Genomic DNA, 18308 nt, shown 5'->3' on the forward strand with positions numbered 1-18308 from the left:
TCATTTATTATTCAGGTTGCTGTGCTTTACGCTGTAGACAAAATAGATAATGATCCCTGCCACACTCCAGACAAGCAAGCGCACCCAGGTGGATGCATCGAGGCTGAACATCAGCAGGATATTAAAACCCAGCCCAAGACCAGCAACCAGGGGCAGGTACTTTACTTTATAAGGCCGGTGGAGGTCAGGCTGCTTTTTCCGCAGGACCAGCACCGCCGCACAAATCATGGCAAAGGCGAGCAACGTACCGATACTGGTCATTTTGGTCGCTTTCTCGATTGGCGTGACGGCAGCCACAAGTGATGCGATGGCACCAACGAGTACAGTGCTTTTCCAGGGCGTCTTAAAGTTGGGATGGATAGCCGCAAATAGTTTGGGTGGCAGCAGTCCGTCCCTGGCCATATTCAGGAATATCCGGGTTTGCGAGAGCAACATCACCAGCATCACAGAGACCAGGCCTATCACCGCGGCAATGGTGATCAGCAGGGATGCCCAGGCAAGGCCAACCGAACTGAACGCCGAAGCAACCGGCGCACCCAGGTCGAGGTCGGTATATTTTGTCATCCCGGTCAATACCAGCGAGACAAGAATATACAGCGTCGTGCAAACGATCAGCGAAAAGATAATGGCGAACGGAATATCTTTTGTCGGATTGACCGCTTCCTGTGACTGGGTGGAAACGGCATCAAATCCGATGAAGGCAAAGAAAACAATACCGGCAGCAGTCAGTACCCCTGACAGGCCATAATGACTGGCACCGGAACTGTCAACTACTTTGGCCGGGATAAAAGGTTGCCAGTTGTCAGTATTGATATAAGCGACCCCTGCTATCACGACAAATAAAACCGCCGCTACCTTCAGGGAAACAATAAGATTATTGGTCCGTGCGGACTCTTTTATGCCACGGACAAGGATATAGGTAACAACCCAGACGATGAGCGCGGCGGGAAGATTCAGGGAAAAGAGCGGGGGGACGGTGCCGGCTTTCAGGGCTGCTTCGCGGGCGGTAAAGGGGTCATTCAGCAACCAGGCAGGCAGGTTGGGAATACCCGCAAGCTTCAGTAGTTTACTAAAATACGTTGACCAGCTGACCGCAACAGTGGTGGCACCCATCATGTATTCAAGGATCAGGTTCCAGCCAATAAACCACGCAAAGAACTCGCCGATGGTACCATAGGAATAAGCATAGGCAGAGCCGGAAACTGGTAAAATGGAGGCAAACTCCGCATAGCAGAAAGCCGCAAATAAACAACCGGTTCCTGCCAGTACAAAGGAAAGTGCCAGGGCGGGTCCGGCATACTGGTTGGCCGCTACACCCGTCAACACAAAAATACCGCCGCCTATAACGGCCCCAACGCTAATTGCGGTGAGTTCCCATTTGCCCAGCGTTCTGTTTAACTGGCTTGTTTTGATGTCCTCGCGATAAGCCTCCAACGGCTTTTTTCTGAATAGTTTGCTGATATGCATGACCAGGGATTGGTTAAAAGGATAGTGCAAAGTCAACGGCAGCCTCTGCATGAAGCTGCGTTGTATTAAAAACGGGAACGGTGAAATATTCCTGCCCGATCAATAAGGGAATCTCCGTACAGCCTAACACGATTCCTTCCGCGCCCCTTTCCATCAGGCCATTGGCAATGCGGATATATGCCTCCCGCGTATGGTCGGAGCATATGCCTTTGCCCAGCTCATGCAGCAGTGTTTTCTCTATAAATTCCCGGTCGGTTTTATTTGCCGGGGTAATGACTTCAATATCCTGCGCCGCAAGTTTTTGCCTGTAGAAATCCAGTTCCATTGTATAGACAGTTCCGAGTAAACCAACTTTTTTGATGTTCTTTTGATGAATGGCATTTGCCGTAGCGATCCGAATGTCGATAAGCGGAAGGTCTGTTTGTTCCGCGATCCTGTCTGCAACGATATGGGCCGTATTTGCACCAAGCAGCAGGACTTCGGCACCTGCTTTAGCCAGCTGTTGCACCGCGTTCAGGAGCAGTGCAAACGTTCCGTCCCAATCATAGGCGGCATTACAACGCCTGAAATGCTCGAAATTGACAGAATAAATGATACACTCGGCAAAGTTCAGCCCCCAAGTCTTTTATTGGTTGCTTCATTGATGAAACGGTAATAGTCAATAGTGGAGGTCCAGCTGATGCCACCGACAAGCCCGATTTTTTTCATGCTGTATGTTTTAAGTTGAGTATACCAAGAAATACGGTAAATGGCCCTACTGCTTCTTTGTATTGCTTTGCCATTACCCTTGTGATCTGCGAAAGATGATTCAGGTCGTGTACAGCCCAGGTGGCTAGCAGATCACGTAGTGTCAGGTTACCGAGTTTTGGATGTACAGCTGCTTTTTCGAAATCGCTGTCACCCAGTTGAAATGCAAGGAGCTTCTGAATGTTTTCCTTTCTGTGCACTTCAAACGCCTTCAACAGGTCAGCAAGGGTTTTGCCTTTGCTCCATGCAAATTGTGCCTGCCTATCGATCGGTACCAGGATTTTATCACCCGAACTTGACAGGATAATTTTCGTCCTGGTAATAAAATCAGTTTGCTCGCAAACAATCAGGTGCCCAACCACATCAAAAACACTCCAGGTGTTTTCTCCTTCATTGTGATGCACCCAGTCATCGGAAACACCCTGCAACAACGCATTCAAAACAGAGGGTGTCCGTTCAATGATCTCAAGTGTTTTATCTAAGTCAAATTTCATATTGTATGTATTGGTAAGATGAAAAAACAGGAGCACTAAGTGACCGGTATCGCCGGGAAATAATTGCAGTACACTCTTACAGCTTTTCCCTGACCGTTTAACTGGAACGTCTCTGCAGCAGACCTGCCATTGACCGAAGTGTAACTGATAACGACCGTATTAATTCCGGTATAATATTGCTGCAGTGTAAAGCGCAGCTCAGGATAAGCAGCAAGGCCTGCTTCAAAATAAGCGCGTAAACCGGGTTTGCCTCTGATGACCCCTTCCTCATTGAATTTTAATAACGGAATAAAGGGGGAATAGAATTCAATATCATCAGCGTAATGATCAAGGATCTGTTCAAGGTTATGTGCATTGAATGCATCGATCCGTTGACCCACAAATGCGGAAGCCGTTTCAATGTTCATCATATCTCATTCTTAAATTTTCTTAAACCGGGTGCGTACAATCGTCATTGCTGGTAATAAAAAACCAGGGAAGCTTTCTGAATCGTGTGCTGGCCTAAGTAAAATCCAACAAGCGCGGGACTGGCGTTTGCACCCAATCCGAGTTTTTCTGTATCCAGGGCATACAAGGTAATGACATAGGCATGTGGCTTGCTTCCCGGTGGGGGACAAGGTCCGCCATAACCCGGTACTCCGAAATCGGTTCTGCTCTGGATGGCATTTTCAGGTGCTATATTTTTTTGTACGTTACCGGCGTCAGCGGGCAGCTCCGAGCAGGTTTTTTCCAGGTCAAAAATCAACCAGTGCCACCAGCCGCTGCCCGTTGGCGCATCCTGGTCATACATGGTAACGGCAAAACTTTTTGTGCCGGCAGGGGCGTTTTCCCAAAATAACTCCGGTGATACATTGCCGCCGCTGCACCCGAAACCATTCAGGACCTGCTTCATCATTGCCTGGCCTCCCAGGTCTTTTGATTGTAGTGTGAATGTCTGCGCTTTACCTGCCATGCAGGCAAGCAGCGCCACGATTACCATTGCCTTTTTCATATTGCTTGTTTTAATTGCTTTACCCTGGTTTCAAAATCAGCAGCATCAGAGAGCGGGTTGACGACCGCTCCAAAAAACTGCATGAGTGCTTCGGAATGCGCAAAGCTTTTTTGTGTCTGTAAATGAAAGTGAACCAGCTTCGTCCACATAACCGCTTTTAAAATATCCTTATCCCTGTTCCACATCACAGCCTCAAAAAGCAAACTTTTTTCGGAAAAGGAAATCAGTTGCGTTTGTATGGATACCTCCTCCATCAGTTGTGCAGGAGCAATGTAGGAGATCTGGGTTTGGGCAGATACCCAGCCGATCCCTTTTTCGCTTGCTAATTGGTACACATCAAAATCGTACTGTTCCAGTAACTGGTCTTCCCTTGCAGTAATCAGGTAATCAATATATCTTGAATTGTTCAGGTGATTGAATGGATCGCAGTCATGAAAACGGATTTTCATGTTGCTTTCCAGCACTTTTTTGAATGCGGTCATAATTATGGTTTATAAAATATACCATTCGGTATATTTTGTTGCAAAAAAATTATTGTTTCAGACTCAGTATCATTTTTTCCAGGTAATTCATGGCGATTTTCAACTCTGTTGTTTTGCCGGTAACCTTGGCCTGCATAAATGCGCCTTCTATCAGTGATATCAGGATGACCGCCACTTCAGCTGGATTGGTATCAGCTTTTATTTCCTGCCTGGCAATCCCCCTTTTGATTTGATTTTCGACTGCACGTTTCCAGAAGGCAAGTGCGGCAGCAGCCCGTTCCCTTAAACCGGGGTGGGTGTCATCAGCTTCCGTCGCCGTATTTAATATCGGGCACCCTGTTTGCAGAAACGGATACTTCAGATAGTTCCTGTATACATCCGGATAAACCAGGAGACGGTCCACTGCATTGTCCTTAGCCAGTATCCTTGCTTTTATAAATGCGGTGACTGTTTGATAATTGTAATCAAATACCGCCAGCGCTACTTCATCTTTGTTCTCAAAATTTCCGTAAATGCTTCCTTTCGTCAATCCTGTTGCGTTGGTGAGATCGTTCAATGATGTCCCGGCAAAACCTTTTGCATTGAAAACAGGCGCTGTTTTTTCAATGATAAATTGTTTGGTCCGTTCTGATTTTGACATTGACTTATCCATAGCAGTTACAAACATAATAAAAAAAATATACCGAATGGTATATTTTTTAAAAAAATTATTAATAGCGCTTCAGCATGCCTTTTTGTGTGGTCTGTAAATTATAACTGAAAAACAACAAAGCCCCGGCAAGACTGCCGGGGCCATCATTCAAACCTTGTCCTTATGTTGCATTCCCGGTTTTAACTTCTGCGTTGGTCCTATAAAAAACGCTGTTTGGCTGGGTCACTTTCCGTACTCCAGGTCGGTTTCGTCCATGTATCTTATCAGCGTTGCTTTTAGTTGGTCCAGGTAATTGGTCCGCCCGCTCTTGCGGATGCGAATCTCCTGGAAGGTCCGGTAATAGTTACCGAGGTCTATCCCGAACACCGCCTCTAAAAGTTGCGCGATGTCCTTCACAGTTCTGCCTGCCCGTTGTTGATACTTCCTTTGCGTTGCAATGCATACAGAAGCTCAATAAGCGCAGCTTTTGAATCCGTCCATTTAAATTTCTTCTCGAACTTGTCTACCGGTGCCGGGCCTGTTGATAAACGCTGTAGCGCATGATGAATAAAGCCATGCAGTTTTTCATAGGCCAGCAGTAGCGCAACAAACCGGTCGCATACTGCATGTAATAGCGTGTCGCCTTGCGGCGGAAACGATTGGTCCGTTGACCGGACAAAGAGTTTGTCGTCGAGATAGGTATCGCCGCTTCTGTAATACTTTACAAGGAAAGTGTTCGCGGTAAAATAATTCCTGACTTGTACCAGCTTTTCCTGCAAAACGGTTGCTTCCCAGATCCCGGGCATAACGCAGTCCAGTGCCATCTCCAGGAGTTCCTGGTAATACAGCTGCCAATGTTCAATGGCCGGTTTCCATTCCTTAAAAAAGGTGATCTCCTCCGCTGTTGACGCGAAGACATGCGCTACCTCATGTGAACGCAGTTGCGCCAGTGCCTGCGCAGTAAGTTCATTAGCCTTCCTGGATGTTTCTATGATATTACCACCGTCGCGCTCAACCGATGCGAGCGATTCCGTCAGCTGATGGTGCACTGTGTCAAAAAAGGGAGCATCGGCATCTTTTCACTTTCCATACCCTGCAATTTTAATGGTTAATGGTGTACGGTAGGGTGGAATAGTTTCGCGGTCATCAACATAACCACATCCATTCCTTTGAGGTTAACGGTACATCAAATTTAGGGTACAAGTATGCTTACCCGAATTGCGATTTCGCAAGAAATGATCAGCAATGGCAAAGTCAGGTGCCTTGAATATAGATAAGTGCCCTACCGGCAATATTTTTCCCGTAATGCGTTCATCACCCCCTTCTTTCTTGCCCGCACTGCCCTGCGCAACAGGATCGGTTCGATGAGTGCCAGAAAACCGGTAAACCTCGAATCGGCATGCTCCATCAGTACGGCAAGATGATCCAGTTTAGCCGGAATGCCCTTGTTATTAGTAAGTCCATCATCTGCTAACCCATACCCAATGCACAAGCTTTCCAGAAAGCGGCTTTCAGCGGGTGCAATCTTGACCTGAAAACGGATAGGTGTTGTACCTGGATTATAAAAACGATGCACGACGTTTTTTGGGGCGACAGCTATCTCACCGGGTATCAGCCTCAATTGCTCCTTCCCCACATCTACACCCAACGTTCCTTCCACCGGAATAAATGTTTCGCTGAAACTGGTATGATAATGCTTGGGTGTACCTCCTTTTACCGCCAGTTCAACTTCTACTTATATTTGGTCTCCATTTGTTTCATCTGCTGTCTGCAGCACCGTAACTTTATCTTTCACTTTGGGATTATAAAAGACCCTTTTCATTTTTTTATTGTTCACGAAAATAGCCTGCCCAAAAAATGACCGGAAACGGCAGGGGTATTGAATGTTATTAATGCTGCATGAAATGTAATGCCTTGTTTCTATACTTTGAAAGCGGGAATCAAAGACCTTCCTTTTGATACAAACTATCAGGTCTTCTCTTCTCCCGAAAAAATCCCGCTAAAAATTGTTCATATAACCTCGAATGTGGAATAATCTGCCAATTGATTTCACCCCGGTATTCGGAGTTTTATAATACAAAAAGATCTTCATACCTGGTGAATTAACCTTAACAACACCGCCGTATAAGGCCGGATAGAATATTTAAATGAGTAATAATCTCAAAAAAAACAGACTTACAAGCTAACCAACTTAACAAGTGACGGGAAATATGGTATAAGTGTAGCGAATAAAGGAATAAGTGTATTTTTTGACCAGTTAAATCAACACCGCCCGCATTTGTTGATATAACGCAATGGCAGCAAGCATTCCGGAGAAATTGAAATGGCAAAGAGTCAAATAAAACTAATGCCAGTTTTTTTTGTGTTATCAAAAATTATTTTGGCATCTGAAATTATTTTTATTATTTCATTGCGTCAAAACATATAACTCTTCCAACGGACTAACCGTCTTACACCACCCATCATTTACTGTAAAAAAAAACGAACTAAACCCCATGCGGTGTCAGATCGCTATACTATGTTTTGTTATAACCCTGGGCTGTTTCCACCAACAAACAGCAGCACAGTCTTCTGTTGACACAACCGTAGTCAACACAGTAACCAGCATCCAATACGTTTCATCGAAATCGCTGAGCTACGTCGATAAAAAATATTCCAGGCTGAGTAGTGATGTACAAAAGCAAAGTGAGCAGTTATTAAAACGGATGCAGGATAAAGAAGCCAAACTGCAACACAAATTACAAAGCATTGACAGCGCAAAAGCAAAAGAATTATTCGCCAACAGCGAAGCGAAATACCGGCAACTGCTGGGTAAAGTGCAAGGTTCAACAGACAATACAACTTCAAAACTCAAAGAATATATTCCCGGTCTTGACAGCACCAATATGGCGCTAAAGTTTTTATCGCAACCCGATGCCGTTGCAGGATTAACAACAGATAAACTAAATCAGCTTGCCTCCCTCACAGGCTCGGTGCAGGAGTTGCAGGGCAGGTTACAACAGGCCAATGAAATACAGTCATTTATCAGGGAAAGAGAAGCGCTTCTTAAAACTGCTCTTGAGAATACTGGTTTGGGCAAGAAACTCTTATCAATCAATAAAGAAGTCTATTACTATGAGGAGAGGTTAAGGGAATACAAAGAATTATTGAACGATAAGAAGAAACTGGAAGCTCAATTACTAGCCACTGTCAGGGAGTTACCTGTTTTTCAAAGATTCATGCAGAAATACAGCTATCTAGCACTGCTATTTCCACAACCCGAAAATTATGGCACACCCGCTGCGCTTGCCGGATTGCAAACAAGAACCAGCGTGCAGGGTATGATAAGTCAAGGTTTGGGTTCAGGCGGAGCCGGTGGTATGAATCCCCAGCAATACATGTCGCAACAAATGCAGCAGGGCCAGGCAAAAATGAATGAATTAAAAGAAAAGCTCAATCAACTGGGAAACAGCGGAGGCAGCAGCGATATGACCATGCCTGATTTCAAACCCGATCAACAGCATACAAAAAGTTTTCTGCAAAGACTTGAATATGGGTTTAATATACAAAGTCAGCGCAGTACTAACTGGCTTCCCGCTACAAGCGATATTGCATTAACGCTTGGCTATAAATTCAGTGATAAAATAGTTTTTGGTACTGGTGTCAGCTACAAGATAGGCTGGGGTAATGGATGGAACCATTTCGAATTATCAAGCCAGGGTGTCGGCCTCCGAAGCTATTTAGATATAAAAGCAAAAGGCAATCTTTGGATCAGTGGTGGGTATGAATTCAACTACCTGCAGGAATTCAGCAAATTCGATGACATAAAAAATATTGATGTGTGGCAGCGAAGTGCTTTAACGGGACTTACGAGAAAGATAAAAATTGGGAAAAAAAGAGAGACAAAGATTCAGTTCCTGTATGATTTTTTAGCTGTGGAACAGGTGCCACAAGCATCTGCGTTTAAATTCCGGATCGGTTATAATTTTTAAAAGATACACTAAACCATATGAACCTTAAACAATCATTATTGCTTTTGTCAGGAATGATAATGCTTAAGCTTGCTGCTGTTTCACAAACTTCAACTACGGCTTTCACGCCGAAAATCATTCCACCTTCCCCTAATGCTGCAAGCATAGCAAAATTTGGAGATATACCGGTAAGCCCTTACACGGGGACAACAGACATCTCTGTGCCATTTTACACTATAAGAACAAAATCAATTTCAGTACCTGTGTCTGTAGATTATCATACAGGAGGCATTCGCCTTTCGGAGGAATCAGGCTTAGTCGGGCTTGGCTGGGCTTTAAATGCCGGAGGAATGATTAGTAGAACCGTCAATGACAAAGATGACTTTGATGGTGCTTATTTTGATGCAGATCTTGTGACTAAAGTCCCCGAAGTTAAAGGTAAACTTGTATATCACACTGCTTCTACAGCACTTGAACAATTTACAAATGGTCTTCAGAACCCAATGACCTATACTCCGGTTGGGATGGGCATATATGGATACGATTTCGGTTGCAGGTATACGGTTTATTCTTCTGACAACAACTATAATTTCTTTCCGGTTTTCAATACCGGAACCGTATATCAGGATATGGAACCAGATCAATATACATTTAATTTCCCTGGGGGAAGCGGCAAGTTCATTATAGCAAGGGATGGCAAAGTGGTATTGCAAAAGCAGGAAAATTTAAAGATTGAATATGCCCAAGATGGTGCATGGTTTGCCATAACAGACGAACATGGTAATAAATTTTATTTTTTTGATATTGAGCTTTCTCAGCCTGCAATAGGAGGCGCATTCACTAAAAGCTCCTGGCTACTCTCAAAAGTAGTTACGCAGCAAAAAGACAGTGTTATGTTTAGTTATTCAAGTGACAATACCTGGACAACTGTCAAGGGTATCGGCCATGAAACATTCCGCACTGGCTGCAGTGGATTTGAAGGTGTGATTTATAGCAATGATGTCGGCCAAACTTATCTCAATAAGACATTGGACAGTATAACTTGGGCAAACGGACAGATACAGTTTGAGTATGACGCGATCAGAGCCGATTTGCAGAATGGAAAAAAATTAAACACGGTAAAAATCTACAATAAAGACCAGTCGGGGTTGCATTATCAGAAAGAAAACAGACTCTACTATGGTTATTTTAACAATACTGCTTCTGACGCACTGGAATTCAAACGGCTCAGACTAGATAGTGTAAAAGAAATTTCAGGAACTACTTTTTTGCCACCTTATATATTTGCCTATAATATGCCTGCAACGATGCAAAATTTGCTTGGTAAACATTATTCGAGTGTTGACCATTGGGGCTATTTTAACGGCAAATCGAACGCTGTAAGCGGAGATTATGCAAAAGGGTTTACAGCACCCTTTACGGGGATAGTTAATATTGGTGATAATTATAGCGGTAACATTAATATACCGCAATATCTTAGTCTTACGGGAGCAAACAGGGAAGCAGATTCAAGCTTTATGAAAGCCTTCGTTTTAAATCAGGTTAATTATCCTACAGGAGGATTTACTTCACTGGAATACGACCCTAATTATTATGATTATGACAGTTCCAAAGGATTGTCAGGGTCTAAAGATTTTGAATATGTAAAGACGATAAGTAAAGTAGTACAGGTAACTGTAAACAATAACGGAACTTATACCGGCACTGTCGATTTTTCAGATATTTATCTTACATCCAATCTTGCTTCGAATGCAAATCTTACTGTTTCTTTTAGGGCGGCTAATAGTGACAGCTTGAACTATTACCATAATAGTTTAGGATATGGCAAAATAAATTTTGTATTCCAAAGCAACACAACAGATATTTCAAATAGCAGTTTACAATGCAGCGGAACAAAGACTGGTGCAAACTGTTCCGGAACAGTTTATTCTTTGTCTATTCCTTTAACTATTGCATCAGCAACCATCTATAGCTGGACTGGCTACATTGATCCAAAAGTTAAAATCTCTTCGGGTTTTATGGATATTACGGCCACATTTACTTATCTGATACCTGAATACAAAACAAAAACTATCATGATGGCAGGCGGGCTAAGAATTAAATCTGTTACAGATTATGCTGCCAATGGAACACTTGCAAAAAAGAGAACTTATGATTATGGCTACCAGCAGGACAGGAACACGGATGGCACAAATGAATCTTATTCGTATGGCAGGTTAATGGGTTATATTTCTTATGCCCGTTACGAACCGGTGATTATAACAATTCATAACCCACCGCAACCTGACGGTCAGTTTCTTTGCCGTAATCTCAGCCGTTATTCAAGTAATTTTTCTGGATTTACAAGTCTTTCTTCCGGCAACATTGTTGGCTATGATCAGGTTACAGAATATACTATAGATCCTTCAAACAATGACGATAACGGTAAGACCGTTTACACTTATTACAACAGCTCAGATACGTCATTTGGTTATGGAGGATTTCGTCTTCCCGGTGTAAACAATTTGCCAAATAACTTAAATGGTCTTTTAAAATCAAAAACAAATTTTAGGGATATTGGTAAAGTGTACAGCAAGATTTCAGAAAGCAATTACTATTATCATTGTGCAAATCGCGTTTTATATAATGCCCCTAAGTATAGTTTTTACTGGGGCATAGGAAATGCTGTGAGATCAAACACTGGCTGCCCTTTGGGAATTGATTCACTAACAACGCCTTTGATTACCTGCTTTTATCCCGCCATCAGTTCTGAAAAAGTATTACTCGATTCAACAGTTGAAAAACTATATGACCAAAGTGATATTAATAAAGTTATAATAAACAAGTCTTATAATTATTACGACAATACCAAACACTATCAATTAACACGAAGTAAAACTACTGATAGTAAATCAAATACACATGTAACATTCATAAAGTATCCGCAGGATTTTATCACTTCAGGCAATTACACAACCAATACAATTCTTGACAGTTTGATTGGACGTAATATGGTAGCAGAAGCCATAGAAAAAAGAGACAGCCTTTATTATGCGGGTTCGTCAACAGGTTATATTACGGGCGCACAGTTAAGTAAATACCGTTTTCTAAATGCCAATGTATTGGGGTTGGATAAACAATATCAATTGTCGGTGGCTGCCCCAGTTACAAACTTCCAGCCATTTGCTATCAGCGGTAATACCACCAGTCAGGATAGCCGTTACCGTCAAATGGTAAGCTTCGATACTTATGATAACAATTATAATATTCTTCAGTTTGCTGTTCCCAATCAATCCGCGGCTTCCTTTATTTATGATTACAATAACCAGTACCCGGTAGCACAAATTGCCAAAGCTACCAGTGACCAGGTTGCCTATACTTCTTTTGAATCCGATGGTAAGGGCAACTGGAACAACTATACGGGAGCGATAACCACTGTTACTGCATCACCTTTCCCTCCAACAGGAAATAAATACTATAACCTTACAACAAGTGCAATACTTTCAAAGACTGTAACTATTGGAAAGAGTTATATTATTTCTTATTGGAGTAAGAATGGAATTTATTCTATAACCGGTGGTGGTACACCAACAAATACTACAGGCAAAACGATTAATAGCTGGACGTATTATGAACAGAAGGTGACAGCTACGCTATCAACGATAACGCTTGCAACAGTTTCGGGAACTGGTGCAATAGATGAAGTACGTATATATCCGTCCGACGCACAAATGACGACTTATACCTATGATGCATTTGGTAACATGCTTAGCGCCTGTGATATGAACAGCAGGATCACTTATTATGAGTATGATGAAATGCAAAGATTGCATGTGGTAAGAGACCAGGACAGGAACGTGATCAAAAAGATTTGCTACAACTATGCGGGCCAGCCTTCAGCCTGTGAAGGAAAAACATATACCAATGTTCTTAAATCAGGCTCTTTCCAGAAACAAACCTGTAGCCCTTCATATTATATCGGTAGTTATTTCACTTATAATGTTGCTGCAAATACGTATTATTCAGAAATAAGCCAGGCAGATGCAGACCAGAAAGCAATTGACGATGTAGCAGCTAATGGGCAAAACTTTGCCAATGGTCAGACAGGCGGTTGCTCAGCGCCACCAATGATTGATCTGAAGTACACTAATTCTACACCTACTTCAATGACGGTTAAGTTTACACATAAGCTATCCGGAGCTATATATCAGTTTACATTGAGCGCTAACGTAACAACGCAAACAACAATCGGGCAAATTATGCAGGGCGGGCCTTATGATGTAACGGTAATTCCTACAAGTGGCTCCTTTTTATACAACTATCAGGTATATAGTTACACACAAATGAATGTGCATAGTTTTAGTTATTCTGACATGCCCACCATTTGTTCAACCTGTGCAACGATGTCTGTTTCATATCAACATTAAATCTTAAGAAATGAATGCTATTTTTTTTATACTAAATATTTTTCTTCTTCAACCTCCTGTAACAGACAGTACGGTAAATCTGTACGACCTGCAGTTCAACGGCATTGACAGTTCAGTCATCCATGTGTCTGAATTTCAAAACAAACATCTTATCATCGCAGAATTTGATGCTGCAGACCCTGACAGGGGGGAATTATCAGCACTTGATTCACTTTACAAATCTGATACTGAACATATAAGCATTATTGCCGTACCAGTGCTCGATTTTGGAACTGTAGTAAATATAGAAGACATGAAATTGCTTTTACATGATACCCTTGGTTTGAGCTATATAATAGCAGATACCGGTTATGCAAAAAAAGAAGCCGGAACGAATCAGCAGTTACTGATGAAGTGGATCACCCACCGGAGTGAAAATGGTCATGTGGACAATGATATCACAGAAGCAGGACAATTTTATTTAGTTAGTACAACAGGCATCTTATACGGAAATCTTGTCAGGCAAAATATTTACGACAAAGACCTGATCAGTTTTCTTATTAATAATGAGCCTGCAGAATAAGAGATAAAAGATGCGATAAACGAGTGATGATTTTGATACAGCCAGTATCACAATTTTCATCACCTGTTGCGTCGCACACTTGTACTATTAAGCATATATCGTCACAGCGAGGAGAGCGAAGTAACGCATTGTGTCTTATTGCGACGTAGCTATCTCATTTTAAGTGCCAGCATGTACAATAGTTGAATGTCAATGAACAGGAAAGAAACAGATTAAACAAATTATATGCAAAACCCAAGCCGAGGGTACTTTATTAATATAAATGCAGCGATAGTTATCCTGCTATTGACTGTTTGTAATTTACAAGCGCAGGTAAAGCCTAATACAGCCACACAGCCTGGTACAGGCACACAAACGGTTAATGCAACTCCGGGGGCTTATGCATCAGGTATACCTGTAAACCTGGTACGTGTATGGGATGCGATGAAGCCATTTACACACGATACATTGATAAGTTCAGTTAACAGGACAGTCCAGGAAGTAAAGCAGGCCACAAAGTATTTAGACGGATTGGGCAGGCCATTACAGACAGTGATAAAAGCAGTCAGCCCCAACGGTTATGATATGGTAACACCGGTGCTCTATGATGCATTTGGAAGAGAGATATTTAAATACATGCCTTATGTCAGCACCACCGCAGATGGGAAGTTTAAAAACGACCCCTTCACCGAACAGAACAGCTTTATCAAAAACATCTACAATCCCACCAATGCCTCCACCGGAGAGAAGTTCTATTACAGCCAGGCAGACTATGAACCATCCCCATTGAACCGCGTAAGTACTACCTACGCACCAGGCAATAACTGGGTGGGCGATGCCGTGGGTGTCAGTATGCAATACCTCGTAAACGATGCATCAGACAGTGTATGCAGCTGGAGCATAGGATACAACAGCGGCGATGTACCCACTTTTGACGGCTATTATGCCGCAGGGCAGTTAACAGAAAACATTACCACGGATGAAGAAGGAGGCAAAGTAGTTGAATATAAAGACAAGCAGGGGCGTGTATTGTTGAAAAAAGTGAAAAGCGCCACTACTTCTTACAATGGTCACACCGGCTGGGCCTGCACCTATTATGTGTATGATGATATGGGTGCACTGCGTTTTGTAATACAACCCAAAGGAGTCAGTTACCTGATCAGTAACAGCTGGACCTTTGATAATACGGTATGGAAGAACTCCACCATAGCCAAAGAGCTCTGCTTCAGTTATGAGTATGATGACAGGCAACGGATGATCTTAAAGAGAGTACCCGGAGCAGGAGAAGTATGGATGGTCTATGATGCAAGAGACAGGATAGTGATGACACAGGACAGTGCATTAAGAGTAGCAGGCCAATGGTTGTACACAGACTATGATTCTTTGAACAGACCGCTGCTCACCGGCTTATGGACAACCACCGGCGACAGGGCCTACCACCAGAACCTCGCAGCAGCAAGTGTAACCTACCCAACCCCATCATCCGGTTATACCATTCTCACCCAAACCTGGTATGATGATTACAGCTGGGTAAGCGGGACTGGCAGCGGGCTCAGCAACAGCATGATCACCACCTACAACAGCAACACCACTTACTTCTATACAGCCGATAACAATACCTTCCCCTACCCGCAGGCCATGACATCCACGAACCTTGTAAGAGGCATGCCCACCGGAACAAAAGTAAATGTGGTAGGCAGCAGCACCTACCTGTACAGCGTCAGTTTTTATGATGACAGGACAAGAATGATAGAAACACACAGCACCAATAACAGCGGTGCAAAGGATACCACGATTATGCAGTACAGTTTTAGCGGGCAGGTATTAAGAACATTGGTCTGTCACAAAAAAGGCGGCAGCAATGCACAGGACTATAAAGTGCTCAGCAAAATGACCTATGATGCAGCAGGCAGGGTAACCCAGGTAAAAAAGAAGACCGGCAACAGTCCTGAAGTAATTATTACACAAAACCAGTACAATGAACTGGGGCAGCTCATACAAAAGAATATAGGCCAGAAAAGAGACAACACCAACACCAATACGTACACCAGTAATGTAGTAGACTCACTCGATTATACCTACAATATCCGGGGATGGTTAAGAGGCATCAATAAAGACTATGCAAGAAACGCCAACGGTGCAGTGAACTGGTTCGGTGAAGAGCTTTGCTATGATTATGGATTTACCGCCAATGAACTGGCAGGCAATATCGCAGGGATCAGGTGGAGAAGTGCAGGCGATGGGCAGCAAAGAGCTTACGGGTTTAGCTATGATTATCTTGACAGGTTAACCAAAGCAGACTTCACACAGAATGCAGGCAGCAATACCTGGGACATCAGTGCAGGCATAGACTTTAGTGTAAAGAATGTGGTGTATGATATTAACGGCAATATCACCAGCCTGAATCAAAAGGGCATGAAGCTCAATACCGCCTTAACGATAGACAGTCTCAAATATGGTTATGTAACCAATACTAACCGTTTAAATTATGTAACAGACAAATTAAATGATACCACCGCACACTTAGGAGATTTTACAGAAGTAAACAACAATACCACGCAGGACTACTGGTATGACGGCAATGGCAACCTCACAAAAGACAATAACAAAAGCATCAGCACCATTACCTACAATTACCTCAACCTGCCCAATGTAATAACAGTAACCGGCAAAGGCACGATCACGTATACCTACGATGCAGCAGGCAATAAACTAAAGAAAACAACAGTCGATAATACCGTATCGCCATCCAAAACAACGGTAACAGATTACATAAGCTTATTTACCTACCTCAATGATACGCTCCAGTTCATAGCACAGGATGAAGGAAGGGTAAGACCAAAGACCAATACACGAAGTGATACGATGTACTATGATTACTTTGAGAAAGACCACCTCGGTAATGTAAGGGTAGTGCTTACGGACCAGTTACAGCAGGATGTATACCCAGCAGTAACATTAGAGAACAACAGCACTGCGTTTATTACAGAACAGGTTTACTATACGGTAAATACAGCCGACACCATCAGCACCAGCCGTATAGCCTCCTGGGGCAGCACTACCGGAAAGAATTATGTGAACAATAACGGCAACCCGCCCTATAACAATAACCCGAATGCCAATACCACGGCCACCAGCGCCATCGTGTATAAACTCAATGGCTCCACCGGCGACAGGTGGGGGCTGAGCACCACCTTAAGGGTAATGAGCGGCGATGTGGTGGATATATTTGCTAAAAGCTTTTATCACCTCAATGCTGCACAGACACCTGATAATACGTTTGCTTTAGGTGATTATTTTTTTGATCTTATAATGCCGTTTGCCGAAAGCACAGCAGTTCAAACGAACTCGCATGGCACCAGTGCATTATCATTATACTACAATCCCGGAAGTTATGATGGCGGATTAGGCTGGGTCAACAGTGTGCCCAATCCATCACAGACTTCCGTTCCCAAAGCATACATCAACTGGATACTGCTGGATGAGCAGTTCCAGGTGGTCAGCAGCGGATCAGGGTTCGACATTGTAAGCCTCACAGCAGATAACGTTAAAAGCCATCACCAGGCCATAACGATCCCGAAGAACGGTTATCTTTATGTGTATTGCAGCAATGAGAGCGATGTGGATGTGTACTTCGATAACCTGCAGTTGATACATACAAGAGGACCATTATTGGAAGAAAATCATTATTATGCCTTCGGTGGAGCAATGGCAGGAATAAGTAGCGAAGCATTATCGTTTGGCGATCCTGATAATAAGTATGAATATAACGGTAAAGAAAAACAATCAAAGGAATTTACAGATGGTTCTGGTCTTGAATGGTTAGATTATGGTGCAAGGATGTATGATGCACAGATTGGGAGGTGGGGAGCGGTAGACCCGATGGCTGATAAGATGAGACGGTTCTCTCCATATAGCTACGCTTTTGATAATCCATTAAGATTTATAGACCGTGATGGGATGGTGCCAACAGACTATTACAATTTAAATGGAAAGCAGGTGGATCATGTTGATGATGGGAAGGATGATAAGAAATTAGTGCTAACAACCAGTACTAAAAAGGACGAAGTGCAACAAGCAATTAATAATGGCGATGTTACAAATGTTCCTTCAAACGAAACGGTACAAAAGATGGATGATGCTTATACCAAAACTGAAAAAAGTGGAAAGGAAAATTATTTTGAAGTTGGAATAAACGGTAAAAGTTCCAAAACCGTTGAAAGTAATGAAGGTGAAGTCAGTTATGAAAAACGTGCAGAGGCAAGAAGAGACTTAGTTGCACAAGATGATAAATATGGCTATGATGTACATACTCATCCATTAGAAAAAGATAAAGACGGAAATATCGTTAACGTTGGAACGCCTAATCCATCTGATGCAGATAAAAAAGGGTTAGGTCCACTGCCAAGTATTGTTTTAGGATATGTACAACATGAAATACCTCCGCCATCGGGAACGATAGGCGGTAGTTCTACCGTAGAAACTGTAAGGACTATTGGTTTCTATAAAACAAGTAGTGATAAAGCTATTGTTACAGTTAACTTCAGTGACTTTGTAGGTGCTATTAAAAAAATTAATAAAAAGTGAAAAGCAATCCCC

Annotated in this window: 14 protein-coding genes; 4 read left to right on the forward strand and 10 right to left on the reverse strand. The window is 42.9% G+C overall.

The genetic code is table 11. The features are described 5' to 3' along the window. The 10 genes from FRZ67_RS18955 to FRZ67_RS19000 form a co-directional block, all read right to left on the reverse strand. Positions 1-1467, reverse strand: a complete 1467-nt coding sequence (locus FRZ67_RS18955; protein ID WP_192903923.1) for an APC family permease — start codon at positions 1465-1467, stop codon at positions 1-3. Between the two features lie 13 nt (positions 1468-1480). Then, entirely contained in the window at positions 1481-2080 is a 600-nt protein-coding gene (locus FRZ67_RS18960) for an aspartate/glutamate racemase family protein (RefSeq protein WP_225975599.1), read from the reverse strand. A gap of 91 nt (positions 2081-2171) precedes the next feature. Further along, positions 2172-2708 carry a DinB family protein gene (locus FRZ67_RS18965; protein WP_147192163.1) on the reverse strand — a complete coding sequence of 179 codons (537 nt, stop codon included), beginning with the start codon at positions 2706-2708 and terminating at the stop codon, positions 2172-2174. A gap of 35 nt (positions 2709-2743) precedes the next feature. Further along, on the reverse strand, positions 2744-3118 hold the full coding sequence (locus FRZ67_RS18970; protein ID WP_147192164.1) for a nuclear transport factor 2 family protein: 375 nt from the start codon (positions 3116-3118) through the stop codon (positions 2744-2746). Positions 3119-3159: 41 nt separating this feature from the next. Then, entirely contained in the window at positions 3160-3699 is a 540-nt protein-coding gene (locus FRZ67_RS18975; protein ID WP_147192165.1) for a YbhB/YbcL family Raf kinase inhibitor-like protein, read from the reverse strand. Then, entirely contained in the window at positions 3696-4181 is a 486-nt protein-coding gene (locus FRZ67_RS18980; RefSeq protein WP_147192166.1) for an acyl-CoA thioesterase, read from the reverse strand. Before FRZ67_RS18980 ends, FRZ67_RS18975 begins: the two co-directional genes overlap by 4 nt. A 49-nt stretch (positions 4182-4230) precedes the next feature. Then, the gene (locus FRZ67_RS18985) at positions 4231-4821 is read right to left on the reverse strand and encodes a TetR/AcrR family transcriptional regulator (protein WP_147192167.1); all 591 of its coding nucleotides are present in this window, start codon (positions 4819-4821) and stop codon (positions 4231-4233) included. A 234-nt stretch (positions 4822-5055) separates the two neighbouring features. Beyond that, a complete protein-coding gene (locus tag FRZ67_RS23960) occupies positions 5056-5229 on the reverse strand; it encodes an RteC domain-containing protein (RefSeq protein ID WP_158638411.1) in 174 nt (57 codons plus the stop codon). Beyond that, positions 5226-5861 (reverse strand): RteC domain-containing protein, encoded by a 636-nt coding sequence (locus tag FRZ67_RS18995; protein WP_147192168.1) that lies wholly within the window; start codon positions 5859-5861, stop codon positions 5226-5228. The genes FRZ67_RS23960 and FRZ67_RS18995 overlap by 4 nt, the downstream gene beginning before the upstream one ends. 233 nt (positions 5862-6094) lie before the next feature. Further along, positions 6095-6535: a cupin domain-containing protein gene (locus FRZ67_RS19000; RefSeq protein WP_147192169.1), complete on the reverse strand. Its 441-nt coding sequence runs from the start codon at positions 6533-6535 to the stop codon at positions 6095-6097. 982 nt (positions 6536-7517) lie between these two features. On the opposite strand from FRZ67_RS19000, the gene FRZ67_RS19005 reads away from it, so the two are divergent. From FRZ67_RS19005 to FRZ67_RS19020, 4 genes are all read left to right on the forward strand, one after another. Next, positions 7518-8783: a hypothetical protein gene (locus tag FRZ67_RS19005; RefSeq protein ID WP_147192170.1), complete on the forward strand. Its 1266-nt coding sequence runs from the start codon at positions 7518-7520 to the stop codon at positions 8781-8783. Positions 8784-8800: 17 nt separating this feature from the next. Beyond that, a complete protein-coding gene (locus tag FRZ67_RS19010) occupies positions 8801-13168 on the forward strand; it encodes a DUF5977 domain-containing protein (protein WP_147192171.1) in 4368 nt (1455 codons plus the stop codon). A 10-nt stretch (positions 13169-13178) separates the two neighbouring features. Further along, positions 13179-13730, forward strand: a complete 552-nt coding sequence (locus FRZ67_RS19015) for a hypothetical protein (RefSeq protein WP_147192172.1) — start codon at positions 13179-13181, stop codon at positions 13728-13730. A gap of 225 nt (positions 13731-13955) precedes the next feature. Further along, entirely contained in the window at positions 13956-18296 is a 4341-nt protein-coding gene (locus tag FRZ67_RS19020) for a DUF6443 domain-containing protein (protein WP_225975399.1), read from the forward strand. The last annotated feature ends 12 nt before the right edge of the window (positions 18297-18308 follow it).

Source organism: Panacibacter ginsenosidivorans (assembly GCF_007971225.1).
GTDB classification, from domain to species: domain Bacteria; phylum Bacteroidota; class Bacteroidia; order Chitinophagales; family Chitinophagaceae; genus Panacibacter; species Panacibacter ginsenosidivorans.

What these genes read in the sequence shown, in the direction of transcription:
- FRZ67_RS18980 (WP_147192166.1), bottom strand. Translation starts at nt 4,181, where the DNA reads ATGACCGCATTCAAAAAAGTGCTGGAAAGCAACATGAAAATCCGTTTT.
- FRZ67_RS18955 (WP_192903923.1), bottom strand. Translation starts at nt 1,467, where the DNA reads ATGCATATCAGCAAACTATTCAGAAAAAAGCCGTTGGAGGCTTATCGC.
- FRZ67_RS18970 (WP_147192164.1), bottom strand. Translation starts at nt 3,118, where the DNA reads ATGATGAACATTGAAACGGCTTCCGCATTTGTGGGTCAACGGATCGAT.
- FRZ67_RS18985 (WP_147192167.1), bottom strand. Translation starts at nt 4,821, where the DNA reads ATGTCAAAATCAGAACGGACCAAACAATTTATCATTGAAAAAACAGCG.
- FRZ67_RS18965 (WP_147192163.1), bottom strand. Translation starts at nt 2,708, where the DNA reads ATGAAATTTGACTTAGATAAAACACTTGAGATCATTGAACGGACACCC.
- FRZ67_RS19010 (WP_147192171.1), top strand. Translation starts at nt 8,801, where the DNA reads ATGAACCTTAAACAATCATTATTGCTTTTGTCAGGAATGATAATGCTT.
- FRZ67_RS18975 (WP_147192165.1), bottom strand. Translation starts at nt 3,699, where the DNA reads ATGAAAAAGGCAATGGTAATCGTGGCGCTGCTTGCCTGCATGGCAGGT.
- FRZ67_RS19015 (WP_147192172.1), top strand. Translation starts at nt 13,179, where the DNA reads ATGAATGCTATTTTTTTTATACTAAATATTTTTCTTCTTCAACCTCCT.
- FRZ67_RS19020 (WP_225975399.1), top strand. Translation starts at nt 13,956, where the DNA reads ATGCAAAACCCAAGCCGAGGGTACTTTATTAATATAAATGCAGCGATA.
- FRZ67_RS19005 (WP_147192170.1), top strand. Translation starts at nt 7,518, where the DNA reads ATGCAGGATAAAGAAGCCAAACTGCAACACAAATTACAAAGCATTGAC.